Genomic DNA, 20,103 nt, shown 5'->3' on the forward strand with positions numbered 1-20,103 from the left:
ATTTTATCAGCATAAACGGACAAACATTTTCATGCAACCCGCGATATGCTCGTATGAATACATCAAACAAACGAGCACAACATGAAAACCGCAACTTCGCTTCAACAAATGCAGTCCTCTTACATCCGGGAAATACTCAGCGCTGCCAGTGACAGCAATGTCATTTCACTGGCGGGTGGTTTGCCTGATCAGGCAACCTTTCCGATCGATTTAATGCAACCGACCCTGATCAAGCTGGCAGAGATGCCCGAAGTATTTCAGTATGAACAAACCGCCGGTTATGCGCCGCTGCTGACGTTTTTATCCGGCTATTTTTCTCTTCCGGAAAATCATGACGCACTGGTCTGCACCGGCTCTCAGCAAGGGCTGGATCTACTGGCACGGGCGTATATCAACCCCGGCGATTCAATTGTGATGGAATCACCCGGCTATCTGGGTGCCATGCAGGTGTTCGGGCTGGTACAGGCCAATATTCTGACCGTCAGCCAGACAAAAAACGGGCCGGATCTGGAAGCACTCGAACATCACTTTGCCACGCAATCACCCAAACTGTTTTACGCCGTGCCGGATTTTCATAATCCAACCGGGGTTTGCTGGTCTCTGGAAACCCGGAAGAAAGTTGCAGCGCTGTGTCTCCAATATCAGGTCACGCTGGTTGAAGACGCACCTTACCGCGAGCTCCGCTTCAGCGGGGACACACAGCCTTACGTGTCTCAGTTCTGCCCGGACTGCTCGATTGTGCTGCGTTCTTTTTCCAAAATCGCCTCGCCGGGCATGCGCCTTGGCGTTGTCACCGGTCAAAGTCAATTCATCCAGCCGATGATCAAAGTCAAACAGGGGGCCGACCTGCATACCAGTGTACCAATGCAGGTATTGCTCCTTGGCCTGTTGCAACATGAGGGGTTCGCGAAACATCTGGCGCGGATGCGTCAGCTCTATCAGTCCCGCTATGAGGTTTTATATACACAGTTACGGGAACAACTGCCGGCAGGCTGCACGGTCAGCCCCGTCAATGGCGGCATGTTCGTCTGGGTCACGCTACCGGCATGCGACCCGTTTGCGCTGGCAGCGCAAATGCTCGCCCATGGTGTCGCCGTGGTCCCAAGCCCGGTGTTTTATCCGGCGAATTCAGATCAGATCCAACCGGGCCTGCGGCTGAATTTCACCAATTCAACTGAAGAAGCGCTAATCCGCGCGGTTAGTTGCCTGTCCCAAACACTGAAAGCATTTTTAACCGTATAAACAAAACCACGTCCTGTTTATTCCCATGTGAAGCATGGGAATAAGTTCCAAAGTCCGGATCTTTTTCATCGAAATAAAGGGATTCCGGCAGTGATCCCACCTATTACCGGAAAACGATCAGTGAAAAGCTTAAGCAAACAATAGTCACAACCAGTTGAGTTCCCCGTCAGGATCAAAAACTCAACCACTTTTCGGGAAGGTGTAAGATGAACAAATTTAAATTTCAGGTCGCCGGGATGATGAGCGCAGTGATTGTCATCGTTGTCGCCCTTTTAACGGTATTTAATTATCAGGACTACCAATCCAACAGTGTCAGGCTGAATAAAGCCATTTTGAGACAGCAAAATGAGCTGATTGATATCCGGTTAACGGCAAGGCTGGAAGAGATTAAAAGTCAGTTGTCTGCAGTCGATATTCACCTGAATGATATCCGGGACGGCCAGCTTTCTGCACGTGCAACCGAGCAGCTGAATGTACTCTATCGCGAACAACATGGCACAGCAGATACCATTGGCCTGTTTACCGAAGATGGCTCTTTTTATGCGCAGAACGGAAAAAAAATACCGGCCAATGTCAGATTGCTCGGGCGCGGGTATTACAAGGCACTGTATGAAGACGGCCAGCCTTATTTTATCAGTCCTCCGTTTAGCTCATCCCGCAGCGGTAAACAGGTGATTGCCGTTGCCTACCGGCTCAATCCACACATTGCGGTGCTGACCGCCGTTTATGCTTACGCCATACTGGGAGAGATTTCAAAAAATGAGAATCAGTTTGTGTACACACAAACCGGCACCATTCTGGCTTCCCCTTACCCTGAGTATACCGGTAAAAATATGTTCGAAGTGCGCCCGTTTTACCGCAACTTCAGTCAGGATAAACCGGAGATGTCTTATACCATCGATATCAGCGGTCAACCGGTAGATTTTACCGCCTTTTGGGGCAAGCTGCATATCGCACAATGGAATTACGTTTCTTTTATCTACGATGAAGACATCTATAAAGATGCCAACCGACAGTTGATCAGTTCAATGACTATCGGCCTGAGCGCTGTGATCATTTCTATCATGCTGATGCTATATACCCTGCAAAAAACAGTACTTCATCCGGTTGGTGGTGCACCGAAAGATATTGCAGCTTATATGGAAATCATGGCGCAGGGGGATCTGAGACAAGCGTTTCCCGGCACCAGTCATGCCACAGGTATTTACAGCTCGCTGACCAATCTATCCCGGCATATCCGCAGCCTGATTCAAAACTCATATGTCATCTCTGAACAGGTGGCAAGCTCCTCTGCCCAACTCAATCAGGTGATTGCCAACACGCAGGAAAATGCCCGCGCTGAGCTGGTTCAGGTCGAGCAGATTTCCACGGCCATTAATCAGCTGTCATCCACATCTCAGGAGGTCAGCCAGCAAGCGAGTGCTGCAGAAATTGAGGCGAAAAAAGCCCTCGGCTATGTGGCCCACGGGCAGAAAATGCTGGCACAGAATATCGAAATGAATCATCAGGTGAATCGCTCAGCGACTGAAACCGCGCAGCTGATGGAAGAACTGAAGCAGTTTGCCGGTGAGATCGGTTCGATTACCGATGTGATTAATAAAATTTCAGAACAGACGAATTTGCTGGCACTAAACGCGGCGATTGAAGCTGCCCGCGCAGGGGAACAAGGCCGCGGATTTGCCGTGGTCGCCGATGAAGTCAGAGACCTTGCGTCCAAGACACAGGCGTCAACAGATGATATCCGCCACCTGATTGAGAAGTTACAGCATCAGTCGGGTCAGGCCTGTCAGAATATGGCGCAAAATGTTGCCCTGATTCAAAAGTCGGTCGACATCGTGGATCAGGTCAAAGCATCATTCAGTGATATTTCCGATGTGGTACATTCCATGTCAGATATTAATACGATCATGGCCACCGCCGCACTGGAGCAGGTCAGTGTGACCAATGATATTTCACATGTGACGGAAGCGACCTTCATATCGGTGAATGAAAATGTGGATGCGATGAAAGAAACACTGGCGGCAGCGACCGATTTGTCTGCAATGGCAAGTCAGCAGCGCCAGGAACTGGCAGTGTTTCAGTTATAATTTTTCACTATTCATATAACTGTTCGCTGTTTATATAGCGTCTCACTATTAATATAGCTTTTCGCTGTTTATATAGCTTTTCGCTATTGATATAACCTTTCGCGGTTAAAGCAGCGAGACCCACGCTGAGCGGGATCCGGTATTCAGCAAAACGTCTGAATATACAGGGATTCAACCTGATCCCGCGCCCATTGAGTTCTGCGCAGGAACTTTAAAGATGATTTAATCGAAGGATGATTCCCGAAGCAGTTAACCCGGATCTCCTCATATAAACCGGACCAGCTATAGTGCTCTACTAAACGGGTCAGAATTTTTTCAAGCGTCAGGCCATGTAACGGGTTATTCGGCTGCTCTTGGCTCATGCAACGGTTTCCTTCATCAAATGCTCAATCATGACAAACTTTCACCCATTTGGCTCTCCAGTCAGGTGCTGTAAAATCGTCCGGCCAGAACTCTTTTTGCCGGCGAATCAGGCCATTTTCTACGGTATGGAAGGTGATTGCACGCGCTTTTTGCACGCCATCGGTCACAGAGACATCGGTCACAACCGTTGAGCCCTCACAAACGATTGAATTGATATCAAATATCCATGTGCCATGGGCCGGATAAAATGCATTGATAGCAGTAAAGTTATCCCGCCCGATCGTCAGTTCACCTGACTGTGGCCAGAATCCTTCAAAGTCAGGACTCAGCCACTGCGCCGCTGCTGCAAAATCATTGGTTTTCATGGCGTCCCAAAACGCCAGCACAATGTCCTTTGGTGTCATGATTTCTCCTTGGTTCAATGATGTCATTTGTACATCACAGTGATGTACAAATGACATCACTCTATCGGTCAAACAGAATTAAAACCATTATAAATCAGTCAGATATAAAATGGCACAAATCCTGTAACTCAGCATGTCAATGTATTCGACACCGCCGTCGTCACAACCGCCGATGAGCGGACAACCGTTCAACAAAAAACCAGGGAGTACTCAATGTTTTGTGCACAATGTGAACAAACAATCCGCAGACCAGATGCCAATGGCTGTGCTTATGCCGCAGGTCTGTGCGGAAAAACGGCTGAAGTTTCTGATTTGCAGGATGTATTGGTCTTTTTACTGGAAGGTTTATCGTTCTGGGCCACTCAGGGCCGTCGCTATCAGATAATTGATGATGAAATAGACCAGTGGGCACCGAAGGCGTTCTTCTCCACCCTGACCAATGTCAACTTTGATCCGGCCCGGATTCTTGAATTTGCCCGTCAGACTCAGGCTTATCGTGACCGGCTGGCCTGCGCGGTTGAAAAAGCCGCAACGGCCCGTGGCGAGCTCATTGAAACCGTCAGCAAAGCCGCCCTGTTCCGTCTGCCGGATAACTATCAGGACATTTTGCGCATTGCAGAGCAAACCGCGGTCAACCGGGGCAAGCAGACCGTCAGTGAAGACACCATCGGCCTGCGCCTGCTGTGTCTTTATGGTATCAAAGGGGTTGCAGCTTATATGGAACATGCCCGTGTACTGGGCCAGACCGATCGGGAAATCTATCATGAATATCATCAAATCATGGCCTGGCTCGGCACAGATCCAAAAGACAATGACCGGCTGTTTGAAACGGCCATGCAGATCGGCCAGCTAAACTTTAAAATTATGGTACTGCTGGATAAAGGAGAAACTGAAACGTTCGGCCATCCACAACCGACTCAGGTGAACGTCAACCCCATCGCCGGAAAATGTATTCTGGTGTCAGGCCATGACCTGCATGACCTGCAAAAGATTCTCGAACAGACGCAGGGCAGCGGCATTCACGTTTACACCAATGGTGAAATGCTGCCTGCACATGCTTATCCCGAACTGAAAAAATACCCGCATCTGGCGGGGAATTACGGCGGTGCATGGCAAAACCAGCAGGAAGAGTTTGCACAGTTCCCCGGTGCGATTGTGATGACATCCAATTGCCTGCTCGATCCAAATACCGGCGAATATGCTGACCGTCTTTTTACCCGCAGCATCGTTGGCTGGCCGGGTGTCCAACATATTGAGGGCGATGATTTCAGTGCGGTGATCGCATGTGCGCTGCAACAACCGGGCTTTACTGCGGATGAACCGGAGCATCTGATCACCACCGGCTTCGGCCATGATGCACTGATGCAGGCAGCCCCGGCAGTGATTGAACAGATTCAGGCGGGTAATATCCGTCATTTCTTCCTGATCGGCGGCTGTGACGGAGACAAATCAGAGCGCAGTTACTGCACCGATTTTGCCCGTCAGGCACCGGATGATTCCGTGATTCTGACGCTGGCCTGCGGGAAGTATCGCTTTAATAAATTTGATTTCGGTGACATTCACGGTATTCCGCGCCTGCTGGATGTGGGTCAGTGTAACGACGCTTATTCAGCCATCCGGCTCGCACTGGCACTGGCAGAAACTTTCGACTGTGGGGTAAACGATCTGCCACTGACACTGGTCCTGTCGTGGTTTGAACAGAAAGCGATTGCGATTCTGCTGACGCTGTTTTCGCTGGATATCCGCGGCATTTATGCCGGTCCGACCGCCCCGCCATTCTTAACCGATAACCTGCTGCAGGCACTGCAGGACCGGTTTGATTTACGCTTGATTGGTGATGTGCAAACCGACATGGAGACAATGCTCTCCGCCTGATTGAAATACAGAAAACAGGCAGTGACGCCCCTGTCACTGCCTGAAAATCAATGTCAACCGCTTCTCCATTGCCCGCCCGTCAGGTTCTGAAATCACTTCCCGGTTTATCCCGCTCAACAAATGAGTTTGCTTTGCAAATCAAACTCCCCGGTACTTTTTATTGACTTTTACCCGCTGATCCCTGACAATTTAAATAATGATACCCATTGGTACTATTATTAACAAAATCCATAATAAAAAGATAGTTGCTTAAAAAGTTCAGTCTTTCATCTTCGATCTGACAATAAAAAACGGCAGTAAGTGATGGCTAAAAAAAATATGAAAGTCGCTGTGATCGGACACAGCGGAATGGGTGGACAGGCAGTCGTTGAGCAGTTACTTCAACGTGGTCACGCTGTCACAGGTATTTCAATCGACGCAGATAAAGTGCCGGCTCAGTCTGGGCTGAGCAATGTTCAGCTCGATATTTTACACACGTCAGAATTAACCAATGTACTTCAGGGACACGATGTCGTGGTCTCTGTTTTTTCCGGCGGACATGCCGTTGATCTCAGTGTCTATTATCTGCAAATTGAAGGCACGCGCTCGATGATTAAAGCCGTGCGCGACGCTGAAGTGCCTTACTTCATCTATGTCGGCGGCGCAGCCAGCCTGTATGTCAAACCGGGCTTACAAATGTTTGATGATCCCCGTTTCCCGACCTGGTATTTCGGCGTTCAGCCGCCAGCACATTTACGCTGGCTGGGCGAGATTACCGGTGAAACTTTCTTCTTTGAAGCCGCAGACAGAAAAGAAAACGGAAGTATTGCTCCCGGAGCAAGTGACCCGTTTCTGGAAGAATGTATCAAAGACTGGCGCAAGGTTCCCTTACTGGAGGGTTGCCGGATTGCTCTGGAACTGTTTGAAGATAAGAGCAGTTTTCAGTGGAGCTTTCTTTCACCACCATGGATGTATCGTCCGGGGCCGGGAACCGGTCAGTATGAGCTCGGTGTCGATTTTATGATCTTCAAAAACGGGATTCCGTCCGGGATTGACCTGCCAGATTTAGCACTGGCAATCGTCGATGAAACGGAAAACCAGCGGCTGATCCACAAACACTGGACCGTCTCAGGCGAGCAAAATAACTACGGCGTTTGAGGTAAAAGTCCCTTCGAGGTAAAAGTATCGCCGAGATCGTGATCAGTTGGTCGATACTGCCACCTGCTTTTCAGGGCTGATTCAACTTTTGTATCCCCCCCGGTATAATGACTGAATCAGCCCTGACTCTTACATGACGCAGGCCGGTGAATCTTTTCCCTGCAGTGAACATTTTATATCCGGTGCATCTTTTATAGCCATTTCACCTTTTATAAATCGATGGCACCCAAAGTGAACACAACATACCAACGCACCTTTTAGCCTATATACCTCTGTAACCATATACCGCCGCAAAAATAAACACGCCCTAGCCAACAGAGGTATAAACCGAGGTGAAGATATCAATCGCATGATTTAAACGGGTGTGAATTTCCTCCTCAGAGAAAATAAAATCCGGTCTCAGATTTGCCTTAAGCAGTGGTGTTCCGATACACATGGAGATAAAAAAGTCAGCGGCCTGAACGGAATTGTCGGCGGTAAAATCTTGATTGTCACTGAGTACAGCCGCAAGTGCATACACCGTATATTTAGGTCCGGCCTGCCAAAAGTTTTCTGCCAGTTCCGGAAAAGAAGATGCTTCTGAAATCACGACCTTAAATAAGGATCGCAGTTCCAGACTAAACACGGTTTCAAACAAGCTCAGACCAAAACTTTTGAGCATAACAGGAATAGACTGACTGGAAGATAAACTGTCGGCCATTTGCTGATCGAGCTGTGTGATTTTTCTTGAAATAACGGCTTCAAACAGTGCTTTTTTGGTTGGATACCGGGAATAGATCGAACTCTTCGACGCCCCGGCCCGCCGGACAATATCGGCAACCTTTGCCCGTTCAAATCCGGACTCAAGAAACACTTCAGTGGCAACATCCAGCAATTTTTCTGCCCGGGCCTGAACTTCATCCGCTCTCGGACGGCCTTTAGGTGCCCTCTTGGTGCAATTTTTGACACTCATATAACGATGGGTATGTAAAAGAAAGAGGACACTAATATATCATTTCTCCTATATTGGCTAAAGGCTGAACAAGTCAATATTTCCCGAAATAACATAAAGATGCGACTTTCAGTGAGATTTGTCCGGCGCACAAACAGCGCAGTATGCATTGTCGCATCATCAAATCACCTTAGCAGTTACAAAGTGACTGACCATGCTGAATGAACATAAAATTAAAATTGAAAAAATCCATCATGACTGGTCAGAGATTTCAGTCAGTGAGACTGTCATCCCGTTTACGAAATAACCACCAGAACATCAGAATTAACGCAAAAATAACACCAGCAAATGCAAGAATAATCCGTCCGGCATGATGCCAGTACCCGGTGTTGAATTCGTCCATATAAATGCCAAACCCCACGGTCCAGTTCCAGACAGGGATTCGGGTGACCCCGTTAATTTTAAGCACACGCACATCATCACCCGGCTTAACGTTTGTCGTCACAATAAAAACCGGGTCCTGTTCCTGTAGTAAAGACATATCCCTTGTGTAAGATTTTTGAAACCGCCCCAAAACATGTGGCCTGACATGCACACGGGCAAACGCATTGCCGTCATTTGCCCACACATATCTGGATTTTCCGTCACGGAGCCCGGATAAAAAATCAACCAGCTGTTGTTCGGCTTCTTCAAGAGTCAGCTCTCCGGCCTGCTCCTGACTGATCACCCCTGCACTGTAGTGTTTTGCCATTGACAACACGGTATTCACTTCATGTTTTCTGGCTTCAATCAGCGAAACACGCAATATATGCAAGGTATAAAAGCAGACCAACATCAACAAAAGAACCAGAGAAATGGCGAATAACGGGGTCGTTTTGGGGAGATGATTCCATTGCAATCGATTGACCATATCAGCACATCTCTGTTGAAATCAGATACATTGATGATAGGCGGTATTTCGCAATATGCGAGTTGAATAAATTGTAAATGATAATGATTTTCATTATTATCCTAATCAGGATTTTACAGAGAGTGCGCGCCATGTCTGACCAAACCTCACTTTACAATGCCTTCTTTAAGTCGCAGTCCCGCTTTTTGCAACAGCGGTGTCCAGAGGGCTACGAAGCCGATATCGTGAGCGATTATGCGCATTGGGGAAAACAGCTTGCAAATTATCATGATCAGGATTCCTTTGCAGAAAACACACTGTTATGTGAACTGTTTTTAAAGCAGGTCTATCTGCACATGATCAGCGCGATTTCTGACCCGGACAGAAGCCCGGTCTTTCGTCAGGCCTGCCTTGACACCATCTATATTCCTCTTTCCGGTTTACAACGCTTTTATATCGGGTTTGAACATGGCATGGATAAGTATTTCGCCCTGAAAAGAATCCTGCAATCCTGCCAGCTTCCATAAATCCAACTTTTTACCTGAATAACAAAAACAGCTGATAAGAAACAAAAGGACAATACCATGACTCAATCATACAGAACCGAAACCGATAGTATGGGCACCATTCAGGTCCCTGAAGACGCGCTGTATCAGGCACAAACACAACGGGCAGCCGATAATTTTCATCTCAGTCATCATGTGATGCCCGAAGATTTTATACAGGCATTGGCCCTGATTAAGCAGGCGGCAGCAACAACCAATACACAACTTGGGTTATTAGAGGGGGATATTGCCGTCGCTATCTGTGACGCCGCACAGGAAATTATCGATGGCAGGCACCTGAGTCATTTCCCGGTCAGTGTTTTTCAGACCGGTTCAGGCACCAGCTCAAACATGAATATGAATGAAGTACTGGCTACACTCGCGAGCCGCGCATCAGGCGCCACGGTCAGTCCCAATGATCATGTCAACATGGGACAGAGCAGTAATGATGTCATCCCCACGGCAATTCAGGTCAGCGCAACATTATCTGTTGAACAACAGTTACTACCGGCATTGCAACACCTGAGTGAAATCATCGGAGCCAAACAGCGAACACTCACATCTGTGATCAAAACCGGCAGAACACACCTGATGGATGCCATGCCTATCAGCTTTGCCCAGGAACTCAGCGGATGGCAACATCAAATTGACCACGCAGCACAGGCTATCCGTCAGCAATTACCTGCTATCAAAGCGCTGGCTCAGGGGGGGACTGCCGTTGGTACCGGCATTAATGCCCATCCGGAATTTGCCGGTCAGTTTGCCAGCCAGTTATCACAAATCACCGGCACAGATTTTACCACCAGCAATAACTACTTTTTTAATCTCAGTAGTCAGGACACCACAGTCGCCCTGTCCGGACAATTAAAAACCACGGCTGTTGCCATGATGAAAATCGCAAACGATCTGCGCTGGATGAATTCCGGACCACTGGCCGGATTAGGAGAGATAGAGTTGCAGGCTCTACAGCCCGGCTCTTCCATCATGCCGGGGAAAGTGAACCCGGTGATTCCTGAAGCTGTTGCGATGGCGGCAGCACAGGTGATCGGCAATGACACCACGGTCACCATCGCCGGACAATCCGGAAACTTTCAGCTGAACGTGATGCTGCCGGTCATCGCGTACAATATTTCTGAGAGCATTCATTTGTTAAGCCAGAGTGCAATCGCGCTGGCAGATCAGGCGATTGCCACTTTTCAGGTCAGGCATGAACAGGTTGAAGCGCCTCTGAAAAAAAATCCGATACTGGTCACCGCACTGAACCCGGTGATTGGTTATCTGAAAGCGGCTGCTATTGCGAAAAAAGCCTATCAGGAAGGCCGGGCGATTCTCGATGTTGCGGAAGAAGAGACCGATCTGCCAAGAGAGACACTCGAAGCACTACTGGATCCGGAAAAACTGACTCACGGTGGTCTGGCTGAATAAAACGGCTTGGTTCTTTCTCTCCGGGGAAGGCTCTTGATCCATTCAAAGGGCCTTTTCCGTCAATTTTCGTTCCTGACGCATCAGCAGCAACACAGTCAGAATCAGGGTAGCACCACCGGATAACATGAGATAACCCGTGGTGAGGGATGTTTGTTCAATCAGGGCCCCCAGAAGGACGGGGGAAAGAAACTGCCCGAGAAACATGCAGGTACTGAACACCGCCATGGCCCGGCCCAACACTTTTTCCGGCACGAAATCCGCGACCATCACCGAGGTAGTGGAAAAAGCCAGTGCATTACTGATCCCAGTGATGGCACTACCCACCGCAAGCAGCCATAAATCACCGGATAAACCCAGCAGCAGAAATGCCCCAACCCACGCGACAGCAGTCCAACGCAATAAAGCCAGATAAGACCAGCGTTGCCGCAACCTGCCAAAATAAGCACCGATGACACTCGACGTGCCAGACATCAGCGCCATATAAAGAGAAGCGACAACAGGCATCTGATAACCGAGCTCTGCCAGACGCTGCGGCAGAAAAACGGCCAGTGCATACAACATGACAGCCTGAACAATCACCAAAAAGAAAATGCCGGTCAATGCCGGTTGTCGTAACAGAGTTAGCATGGCGTCACCCTGTTGACGGGTACTTTTCTGCGCTTTCTCCTGAGAAGCCGGCATCATCGCCAGCACCGCAATCCCAATCGGCAAACCGATCAGGTAAACACCAAAGGCAGCATGCCATGACATTAAGGTCGCCAGCCCGCCGCCAATCAACGGAAAAATCACCCCGCCAATACTGGTTGCGGTGGTTCGCCATCCCATCACACGATCCCGCAGTGTCCCCCGGTAAAGCGCCAGCATCGCGACCGTGGTCCCGGTGAAAACCAGTGCCGCACCCAGGCCAAAGATGATCCGGCTGGCAATCAATGCCTGATAACTTTCAGCAAACACCCCAGCCCCTCCGGCAAGACCATACATCACCAACCCGGCTGCCAGCGGAACACACCTCCCCCACCGATCAATCAGCCAGCCTGCCAGTGGGCTGCTGACCGCAATAACCAAACCATGCATCGTCAGAATCAGCCCGGCAGCCGTCCCGTCGATTTTAAGATCACCCCGCATCACTTCCACGACTGGCGTAATGATTGCGCCAGCCATAACGGTGAGCATGGAAGCGAGTAACAGCAATACCAGCACAGTGCGATAAGGCAACGGCCCTTTATCGCAGCTGGTTTCATTAACAATTATTTTTGACACGACATCTCTCCCGGAAATACAAACACGGGAAACAGTGTATATGGATAGCTCACAAAATGTCAATTAGTGGCATTTTTCATTTAGAGGCTATTTTCACTTGGAGTTGTTTTCATTTAAGAGCAAGTCCCACGTGAAGACACATTACATCTGATGTCACTTCATTCCAGGATATTTAATGCTATCATTGCGCTTCTGATCCTGAACTTGTGATGAAATATGTCGCCTGAAGCTAAACACTCCGCAGATAAGCAATCCACAGATAAGCAATCCACAGATTTGCTGCCACTCAGAGAAAGAAAAAAACAGAGAACTCAGCGCGCCCTTGCGGATGCCGCACTACAACTGTTTTCTGAAAAGGGCTATTCAGCCACGACACTGGATGAACTAGTCGATCAGGTTGAGGTTTCCAAACGAACATTTTTCCGCTACTTCGCTTCGAAAGAGGACGTGGCGATTGCTGCCGAAACAGAGCTTTGGCTGACTTATATCGCACAGGTTGAAGCTCTGGATATTCAGGGCAATCTGCTGACTTTTCTCCGGGAAACACTGATCACTTCACTGCACCATATGCCGCCGGACTGGACAGCAAGGTATCTGCTCACCCGCTATGTGGTCGCACATGCCGGCGGCTCTGTATTGTACGATCATTCCGAAGCTGCATCACTCAAAGCACAGCGTCAACTGCTCGAAACGCTGAGCGAAAAACTGGTCCGGGACTGCCGGGAAGATGTGCGTTTCCGGATGCTGGGGGAGTTGGTCCTCAGTGCCTGGCGGTGTGGTGCCAGCAACTGGGTCGCAGGCAGAGGAGCAGGCAAAGATGCAGACCGTGGTGAGGGTGGTCTGGAAAGGCTGATCATTCGGATTGAGGAAGCGTTTGATGCGATTCCGTCAAGTTTGGCGTTGGCGGTTTAGCGCTGGCAGCTGAGAACAGCATTTGTCGTAACCAGAGATGACCGGGATCGCGGTTTGAACGGGCATGCCAGTCAGCTGAAAGAGAAAATGCAGGTTGCTCATCCGCGCCTTTGGCATCAATGGCAAAGACTTTGCCGCCTTGCCAGAGTAAAAAATAGCCTCCAGCAGGAACGGCGATGAAAAATAAACACGTTCTAGAAAGACAGCCCGAGCATCTTTAAGTCTTGCTCACACTGAGTAGCATTTTCAAACTGAATTGCTGAAATTCCAGCAGCTCTGGCACCGGCAACGTTGTGTGGCATATCATCAATAAATACCGTTTCAGCTGCAACCAGGCCATACTGTGACAGCAGCAACTGATAGATTTCAGGCTGAGGCTTCAAAAGCCCGACACTGGCAGACACCGTTGTACCGTCAAACAGTTCCCAAAAGTCATATGTCATTTTCAGGTAACTGACAATTTCTTTCACATTATCGGTCAGTGCGTAAACGCCATATCCGGCATTTTTCACACGTTTAAGTAAGTCTGTGGAACCGTAGATCAGCAGTTGGGTATGCTTCACATAGTAAAACAGCCGCTCACACTCTTCAGCCGACAAGTAATGCGCCTGCTGATACTGAAGTTTTGCTTCTGTTTCAGAAATAAGCCCCTTGTTCAGGTTTAACCAGACAGGGCTTTGAAATATGGATTGAGCCATTGATTCAGGAGATACGGCAGACCCAAATGTCAGCCGGATGATCTCAACCGGAGACCAGCGGACAATAACATTACCGATATCAAACACAACATTCTTAATCTGCTCTGACGCCATCACAACTCCTTACCCGCCACAGTAATCTGACAAAAACCTATCGTTCAAGTCTCTGACGATAAGTCAAAATATCAACAAAAACTCATACATATGTATAAAAACCAAGATGTAGCTGAATTGCCAGAGCAGACGCAAAATACAGCTGAATTATCGGACACCCATTAATATCAGCCAGACAAGAGAGAACCGCGCGCTGATATTGATGGGTTATAGCGCCAGCTGTTCTCTCATTGACTGTCCTGTGTCGTACCCTTTACGACAAGCGAATCTTACAAAACGTATCCGCCATCGACCTGAATCACTGCATGACGCATTGCAATGGATGCATCTGAAAGCAGATATGAAATCGTACCGGCATGGTCGCTGGCCGTCAGCACCCGGCCTAATGCCATCGTTTCCATGTGATTAAATAAGGCTTGTTTGTCGGAATCACTGATACCGGCCTTGTCCTGAATCGGTGTGGCCGTCACCCCCGGACGCAACACATTTATCCGGATACCACGGGGAGCGAGTTCAATATTCGCCACCCGGACAAATGCTTCGGCAGCGGCTTTGCTGGCCGCATAACTGGCGCATCCCGTAAATCCTTTATCCACCGCAATCGTCGAGACAAACACCACTGCACAAGGATTTTCAAGACAAGGAAGCAGCGCCTGCAAGGTAAAAAATGGCCCCTTGGTATTCACTGCAAATGTCTCGTCATAACTGGCTTCGGTTGTCTCTTCAAAACCAGCCGGGATAAATACGCCAGCATTTAACACCAAACCGTTTAAGCGAATATTGTCGTCACGGAGCTGCTTTGCCAGTGCTCTGACTGAATCTGTATCACCACTATTTGCCACCACTCCCATACAACCCAGCTTTTCAGCAGCGGCTTCCAGCCGGGCGCGATTCTGTCCGGTAATAATGACCTGACGGCCTTCCTCAATCAGTTTTTCTGCGGCAGCAAAGCCAATACCGCTGGTTCCGCCTGTCACCAATGTATACGCATTCATGATTAATACTCCGTTTCTGATGCATGTTTCTTTTGAACACAGACAGATTAGCGCGATTTTTTACTTTCAATTAGTCTACAATAAGTGAATTTATTGTTTCCAAAAGAGAACCAATTAATGAACCCGGTTTATCAGTCATTACCACAGATTCAGATTTTTCTGGTTGTGGTTGAAAAAGGCAGTTTTCAGGCAGCGGCCAGTCAGCTCAACCTGCCGAGATCCTCTGTCAGCAAGAAAATTCAGCAACTCGAAGAAACCTTAGGTCAGGCATTATTTAAGCGCTCGACCCGCCGGTTGACCATCACAGAATTCGGGTTAGCACTGGCAGAACAGACCCGCACACTGCCGGACATCGTAACCCGTGTGGACCGCCTGAAAGAACAGGTGCATGCCCAGCCCGCCGGTAAAGTCCGGATCAGCACCGGCATCATGCTGGGACAATCCTGCCTGGTGCCACTACTGGCGGAAATTCGCCTGCGCATGCCAGCCATTGAACTGGACATCAGCTTCAATGACGAACCAGTGGATATGCTGGCTGAAGGCGTGGATATCGCATTAAGGACAGGCACTCTGCCTGACTCCTCACTGATCGCGAAACAGATCGGTCAAATTACGTGGTGCTGGTATGCCTCACCGGAATACCTGACGCGTTATGGTCAGCCGAAAACACCGGATGATTTGAGTCAGCACCAATGTCTGGCTTTTAAAAACAGCCACATAGCCGGTCATCACTGGGCCTTTTATCAACCGGAAAAAGAGACATACTCAGTTCAGGTCAAAGCTGCAATTACCACGGATAACAGCCGGGCTCTGACGGATATGGCATGTGCCGGTTTAGGGATCATGATGATCACGCCACAGGTTGTCCGGGAAGAAATTGCATCGGGCCGTTTGGTTCAGGTACTGACGGACTGGCAGCACCCGGATAGTGCACCGATTCATCTGATCGGTTTCAGAAAATCACAACGCAGCCGGGCTGTCGAAAGTGTCTGGCAATATTTGGTCAAACATCTGAAGGCATAAATCAGTTGCTGTACACTTCTGCAGAAGCTGTGACACAGGTATCCTCAGCAAAGGATACCTTTATACAATGGTGAATTACCGCTTCAACGACTGAATCAATGGCGACGATTTAATTCATTCAAAAATGTGGTCATAAACAAATTTAACACTGCCGGATGTTTTGCAGAAATTAAATTGCCATCCACATAAATATCTACCGGCTGGTGATCATGAACCTGCAATACCCCCCCGGCATTCCGGACATCAGATACAATATTCAAGGCTGATGTCACCTTTTTCCCTTTCAGTAAATCTGGCGCGGCCGTAAACAGCCATAAAGAGTGACAAATGGTACCGATTTTAATTCTGTCTGTTTGCACAACCTGTCGTAAAAACCGGACTGCGGGTGCCGTTGAACGGCCATCATCATCCAGATGAGTTTCATATCTCAACCGGTCCATTGCATATCCACCAATCAGGATAATTCCGTCATATTCATCCAGATTAATTTTTGTAATATCCGTACTCACAATGACCTGAGCCCGGTGATCATTCCCGGTAAATGTGAGTTTATCGTGCCCCCATAAATAAGAAATAAACTCAACCTGATAACCATTTTCAGGAAAAAACTGCTGAAATCCGGCCAGTTCAGCTTCATCGAAATGTTCTTCGATCAATACACCGATTTTCCCTTTGACCATACCCTGTACGCCCGGAACATTCTCCGTGACGGTTATTTCACCAGCCGGATCAACACATTTCTGAGCAATAGCACGGCTCTGGGTGAGACAGAAACCAAACAGCAGACAGCTACATAATAAAAACGATAATTTATTCATGATATAGACTCTGAGTTATTGTGATTTAAATATTAGTGGGAACAAGTCTTACTTTGACCTGAATATCATGCAGTCCCTGAGGAAGGCTGACCGTTAGCTGGGTTGGATTGAAATCATGATAAGGCACACCATTGAGCCAGACATTTTCTATTTTCACACGATCCTTGGGTAATATATCTGGCTGAACACGGAGCAGAGCATGATTTAAACCATCAGACTGTGGTTTAAAATATAAATCCATTGGTTGTTTTAATATCAGTAATTTATTATATACAGCAGAAAGATATGCCAATTCAAAGGCATGATAACCAGACATAGAATGGCTACCTTTATTCCGCTCAGCACCTAAAAGATAAGGGTTTCCGTCCGCCAGAACATTAAAATAAACACCCCCATTTTCTTTATCCAGGAACCAGGCATTATAAAAAGATAAGGACTCACGGGCTAATTTTAAATAATCAGAACTTCCGGTCGTTCCGGCTAAAATTAAATAAGCCAGGATCCCCTGCTCTTGCTGCCACCATGCTTTTCTGTCATGAAATGCAAAACGGTGAAATTTTTCTTGCCCCTTCAGTTCTCTGTCAATCACATCGTACCAGCCACCCCGTAGTTTATCTAATCCATATACCGGCATTTTGTCTGCGATATTTTCAGCCAGACGTTTATATTCTGGTTTAGCATTTAAAGAGTTCATCCGCATTAAATTCCAGGCTATTTTTAAATTATGCCCGACCACAGCTGAGTCTTTTTGCCATTTATACGTTTTATCAACATGCCAGTCTTCATCAAACCGTTCATTCACAAACGGACTCTGGGTATTCGATGGAAAATGTTTAACAATGGTATCGAACGTATCTTCCAGCATATCCGCGTATTTTTTCTCTCCGGTAGCAAGCCAGAGGTTAATCAGATATGCAGGTGCATGATCACCGACTGAATTCCAGTTTTTCTTATTTTGGTTATCGCCAAGAGACTTCGCATGCGGACTGAAAGTCTGTGAATCAATATGAGAAAAATAACCGCCTTTCTGGCTATGATCTTTGAATTTTTGATCAAATAATTCCAGTGTCTCTTTTACATCCTGCAGAATAGCCGGATCGCCACTAATACGGTATGTCTGAACTAAACCGGCTAAATCATAAATCTGTTCATATGCAGGAATGGCATCATAATCATCAGAAAAAGCTGAACTCACCATTTTTTGGTGCTGGTTCACATCGATGGCATGATACCAAAAGGTATTGCCATTCTTTTCAGATTTAAAGTGCTGCCTCAGATAGAGGCTTCCTTTCTTCGCCGCCTGCCAGTATTTATCGTGACCTGTCATCATATATGCGGTAGCAAAACCATAAACTAACCGGGATAATGTCGCGGCTTCCTGAATACCATCGCCTTTTTTTCTGCCTTCAAGAGATAGATTCGTCCGGTACTTACTGTAATCAATGACGCCGTTAGCAAATTGAGCGTCAAGATAGAAGTCAGCCAACTGACTGATTTGATGTTGCCACCAGTCCGGACGTTCAAAGACATATTGATTATCTTGATCGGCTGAAAAAACGATATGTTTGGCTGCTAAATTATATCTCTTACCTTGTGGATAACATATTCCGTAAGCATACATAAACCGGCCATTTGTCAACATTTTTTCCAAATATGGTGTTGCATTATTAAATTTATCCCCGAGATTATGCACTATTTCTGCATACGCATTTTCATCAATTAAAACTTTATAGACTATCCCCTGTTCAGTTTGAATCGATATAATTTTATTACTTTGATCATAATGTGTAATATATCCTGAAATTAATTCAGAGAAAGCCGAATACTGATGAATCTCCGGTTGATGAATTGTATATCCAGAAGAATGATTCGTTAATTTTTCATGAGGACTATCAGCTAAACTCAGAGAAGAAAATGAAATAGCCATAAAAAATAAAGAAATTTTATTCCTTAACATTCGTAAATTTCCTTTAAATATATTAATTAAATATAGAATAATGATAAACTTCTATATTCTCTGGATAAAATGACCCCACACATATTACAGACATGTCAATATCAACATATTTCAGAATCAGAAAAATACAACTGAATAACATCCAGATAATTTAAGAAGCCAGAAATGAAAAAATTCAGCCACTAAAAAATAAAACAACTCAGATGATTTTTATAATTATCATCTCACGCTAAGTAATTTTATTTAATGTAACCGGCACAATAATAAATTACACAATTTAAATATTAAAATAATTATTTATTATTATGATGATAATTAATTTTTATAACATCAACAGATTGATACTGAACAACCTGTTGAGGCATGATTTAAGATTGTTGGCGTCTATTCTTCTGTTGCCAGAATCCGGGAAAATAATTCATAGATTGTTTGATAGCGGCGAGGTAAATTCCGGTTACGCAGATGGACCAGATAAAGTGTTTCCAGAACTGGTTTTCTGGTTGAAACCACGTAAATTTCATCTTTCCCCGGAAAATTTTCTACCGCGCTTTGCGGTAAAACCGTAAACCCGAGTCCTTTAGCCACTGGCAACAATATCTGATTCAGTTGGTTAATATAACCCGACTTCAGCAGCATTTCGGGGTTAATCTCTGCCAGTTCCGGTTCTCCGCACATATCAAGAAAAACTGTCAGATAATGCATGGCATCCGGGTGATCAATCAAACCACAACGGCATAAGATTTCAGCCGTCAACGGCTGCCCCTGATAACATCTGGGTAAAACAAGACAGAGAGCGTCTTCGCCTATCAGCTCACTTTGAAAAAAGCTGCTGTTCGGCATATATGTCACCACACCCAGATCAGTGATACCGGCTTGAATATCGTGCAAAATTTTATGGTTTGGTGCGGCTTCAAGATAGATCTGTAACTCCGGAGAATGCTGCTGCATTGCGAGGAGATGCGGATACAGAGACAGCACCAGAGAGCCGGAACAGGATAAAATACACTTTCCGGCTGTAGGATTATCAAAACTCAGACACTCAATCAAATCTGCCTCATCCCGGGCCGTTTTTAACGCATATTCGTAGACCATTCGTCCCTGCTCAGTCAGTTCAAAGCTCTTATTTTCCCGACGGATTAATGAATGACCACATGCACTTTCCAGTTTCTTCACATGCTGACTCACACCGGGCTGAGTCATATGGAGTTTTTTTGCAGTTTGAGTGAAGTGACCTGTTTCTATCAAGGTCTTGAATGTATGGAGCCAGAGCGGATTCAACATGGCAGATGATACTTTTCATAACAAAAAATTATCATAATGAGAAATAATGATAATTTCAAGCACATCAAAGACTCCCTTATGATAGCTCCGTTTCCGGGCTTGCCGTCTGATGTGACTTTTATGACCCGGAAGAAAGATGTATTTCAA

General features: G+C 46.9%; 18 protein-coding genes. 8 read left to right on the top strand and 10 right to left on the bottom strand.

From position 1 onward, the window contains the following. Positions 1 to 81 precede the first annotated feature (81 nt). A complete protein-coding gene (locus tag OCV29_RS11765; protein ID WP_073606025.1) occupies positions 82 to 1,242 on the top strand; it encodes an aminotransferase-like domain-containing protein in 1,161 nt (386 codons plus the stop codon). 206 nt (positions 1,243 to 1,448) lie between these two features. Further along, positions 1,449 to 3,329, top strand: a complete 1,881-nt coding sequence (locus OCV29_RS11770) for a methyl-accepting chemotaxis protein (RefSeq protein ID WP_073606026.1) — start codon at positions 1,449 to 1,451, stop codon at positions 3,327 to 3,329. A 143-nt stretch (positions 3,330 to 3,472) separates the two neighbouring features. On the opposite strand, the gene OCV29_RS11775 is transcribed toward OCV29_RS11770, so the two are convergent. Both OCV29_RS11775 and OCV29_RS11780 read right to left on the bottom strand, forming a co-directional pair. Next, positions 3,473 to 3,691, bottom strand: coding sequence for a VF530 family protein (locus tag OCV29_RS11775; RefSeq protein WP_073606027.1), 219 nt, complete (start codon positions 3,689 to 3,691; stop codon positions 3,473 to 3,475). 24 nt (positions 3,692 to 3,715) lie between these two features. Continuing rightward, entirely contained in the window at positions 3,716 to 4,096 is a 381-nt protein-coding gene (locus OCV29_RS11780) for a nuclear transport factor 2 family protein (protein WP_073606028.1), read from the bottom strand. Between the two features lie 213 nt (positions 4,097 to 4,309). Here OCV29_RS11780 and hcp point away from each other — a divergent pair, with 213 nt between their 5' ends. Further along, a complete protein-coding gene (hcp, locus tag OCV29_RS11785; protein WP_073606029.1) occupies positions 4,310 to 5,971 on the top strand; it encodes a hydroxylamine reductase in 1,662 nt (553 codons plus the stop codon). A 303-nt stretch (positions 5,972 to 6,274) separates the two neighbouring features. Beyond that, positions 6,275 to 7,108, top strand: a complete 834-nt coding sequence (locus OCV29_RS11790; protein WP_073606030.1) for an NAD(P)-dependent oxidoreductase — start codon at positions 6,275 to 6,277, stop codon at positions 7,106 to 7,108. Positions 7,109 to 7,415: 307 nt separating this feature from the next. Here the strand turns inward: OCV29_RS11790 and OCV29_RS11795 are convergent, their stop codons facing one another. Next, positions 7,416 to 8,060, bottom strand: coding sequence for a TetR/AcrR family transcriptional regulator (locus OCV29_RS11795; RefSeq protein WP_073606031.1), 645 nt, complete (start codon positions 8,058 to 8,060; stop codon positions 7,416 to 7,418). A 250-nt stretch (positions 8,061 to 8,310) separates the two neighbouring features. Continuing rightward, positions 8,311 to 8,949: a cache domain-containing protein gene (locus tag OCV29_RS11800; protein ID WP_073606032.1), complete on the bottom strand. Its 639-nt coding sequence runs from the start codon at positions 8,947 to 8,949 to the stop codon at positions 8,311 to 8,313. Between the two features lie 131 nt (positions 8,950 to 9,080). Between OCV29_RS11800 and OCV29_RS11805 the strand changes: the two genes are divergently transcribed. Both OCV29_RS11805 and OCV29_RS11810 read left to right on the top strand, forming a co-directional pair. Continuing rightward, the gene (locus tag OCV29_RS11805; protein ID WP_073606033.1) at positions 9,081 to 9,455 is read left to right on the top strand and encodes a hypothetical protein; all 375 of its coding nucleotides are present in this window, start codon (positions 9,081 to 9,083) and stop codon (positions 9,453 to 9,455) included. 57 nt (positions 9,456 to 9,512) lie between these two features. After that, positions 9,513 to 10,898 (top strand): class II fumarate hydratase, encoded by a 1,386-nt coding sequence (locus OCV29_RS11810; protein WP_073606034.1) that lies wholly within the window; start codon positions 9,513 to 9,515, stop codon positions 10,896 to 10,898. Between the two features lie 42 nt (positions 10,899 to 10,940). On the opposite strand, the gene OCV29_RS11815 is transcribed toward OCV29_RS11810, so the two are convergent. After that, entirely contained in the window at positions 10,941 to 12,158 is a 1,218-nt protein-coding gene (locus OCV29_RS11815) for an MFS transporter (protein WP_261887326.1), read from the bottom strand. 216 nt (positions 12,159 to 12,374) lie between these two features. Between OCV29_RS11815 and OCV29_RS11820 the strand changes: the two genes are divergently transcribed. Further along, positions 12,375 to 13,070 (top strand): TetR/AcrR family transcriptional regulator, encoded by a 696-nt coding sequence (locus OCV29_RS11820; RefSeq protein WP_073606035.1) that lies wholly within the window; start codon positions 12,375 to 12,377, stop codon positions 13,068 to 13,070. Between the two features lie 194 nt (positions 13,071 to 13,264). Here the strand turns inward: OCV29_RS11820 and OCV29_RS11825 are convergent, their stop codons facing one another. Next, complete coding sequence (locus OCV29_RS11825; protein WP_073606036.1) at positions 13,265 to 13,882, bottom strand: HAD family hydrolase; 618 nt, start codon at positions 13,880 to 13,882, stop codon at positions 13,265 to 13,267. Between the two features lie 269 nt (positions 13,883 to 14,151). Next, a complete protein-coding gene (locus tag OCV29_RS11830) occupies positions 14,152 to 14,877 on the bottom strand; it encodes an SDR family oxidoreductase (protein ID WP_073606037.1) in 726 nt (241 codons plus the stop codon). 117 nt (positions 14,878 to 14,994) lie between these two features. On the opposite strand from OCV29_RS11830, the gene OCV29_RS11835 reads away from it, so the two are divergent. Then, the gene (locus OCV29_RS11835) at positions 14,995 to 15,900 is read left to right on the top strand and encodes a LysR family transcriptional regulator (RefSeq protein ID WP_073606038.1); all 906 of its coding nucleotides are present in this window, start codon (positions 14,995 to 14,997) and stop codon (positions 15,898 to 15,900) included. Between the two features lie 95 nt (positions 15,901 to 15,995). Here the strand turns inward: OCV29_RS11835 and OCV29_RS11840 are convergent, their stop codons facing one another. The 3 genes from OCV29_RS11840 to OCV29_RS11850 form a co-directional block, all read right to left on the bottom strand. Continuing rightward, complete coding sequence (locus tag OCV29_RS11840; RefSeq protein ID WP_217653342.1) at positions 15,996 to 16,718, bottom strand: DJ-1/PfpI family protein; 723 nt, start codon at positions 16,716 to 16,718, stop codon at positions 15,996 to 15,998. 25 nt (positions 16,719 to 16,743) lie between these two features. After that, entirely contained in the window at positions 16,744 to 18,675 is a 1,932-nt protein-coding gene (locus OCV29_RS11845; RefSeq protein ID WP_217653343.1) for an AGE family epimerase/isomerase, read from the bottom strand. Positions 18,676 to 19,059: 384 nt separating this feature from the next. Beyond that, entirely contained in the window at positions 19,060 to 19,956 is an 897-nt protein-coding gene (locus OCV29_RS11850; RefSeq protein ID WP_073606039.1) for a LysR family transcriptional regulator, read from the bottom strand. Between the last annotated feature and the right edge of the window lie 147 nt (positions 19,957 to 20,103).

The organism is Vibrio aerogenes (genome assembly GCF_024346755.1).
Taxonomy (GTDB): Bacteria; Pseudomonadota; Gammaproteobacteria; order Enterobacterales; family Vibrionaceae; genus Vibrio; species Vibrio aerogenes.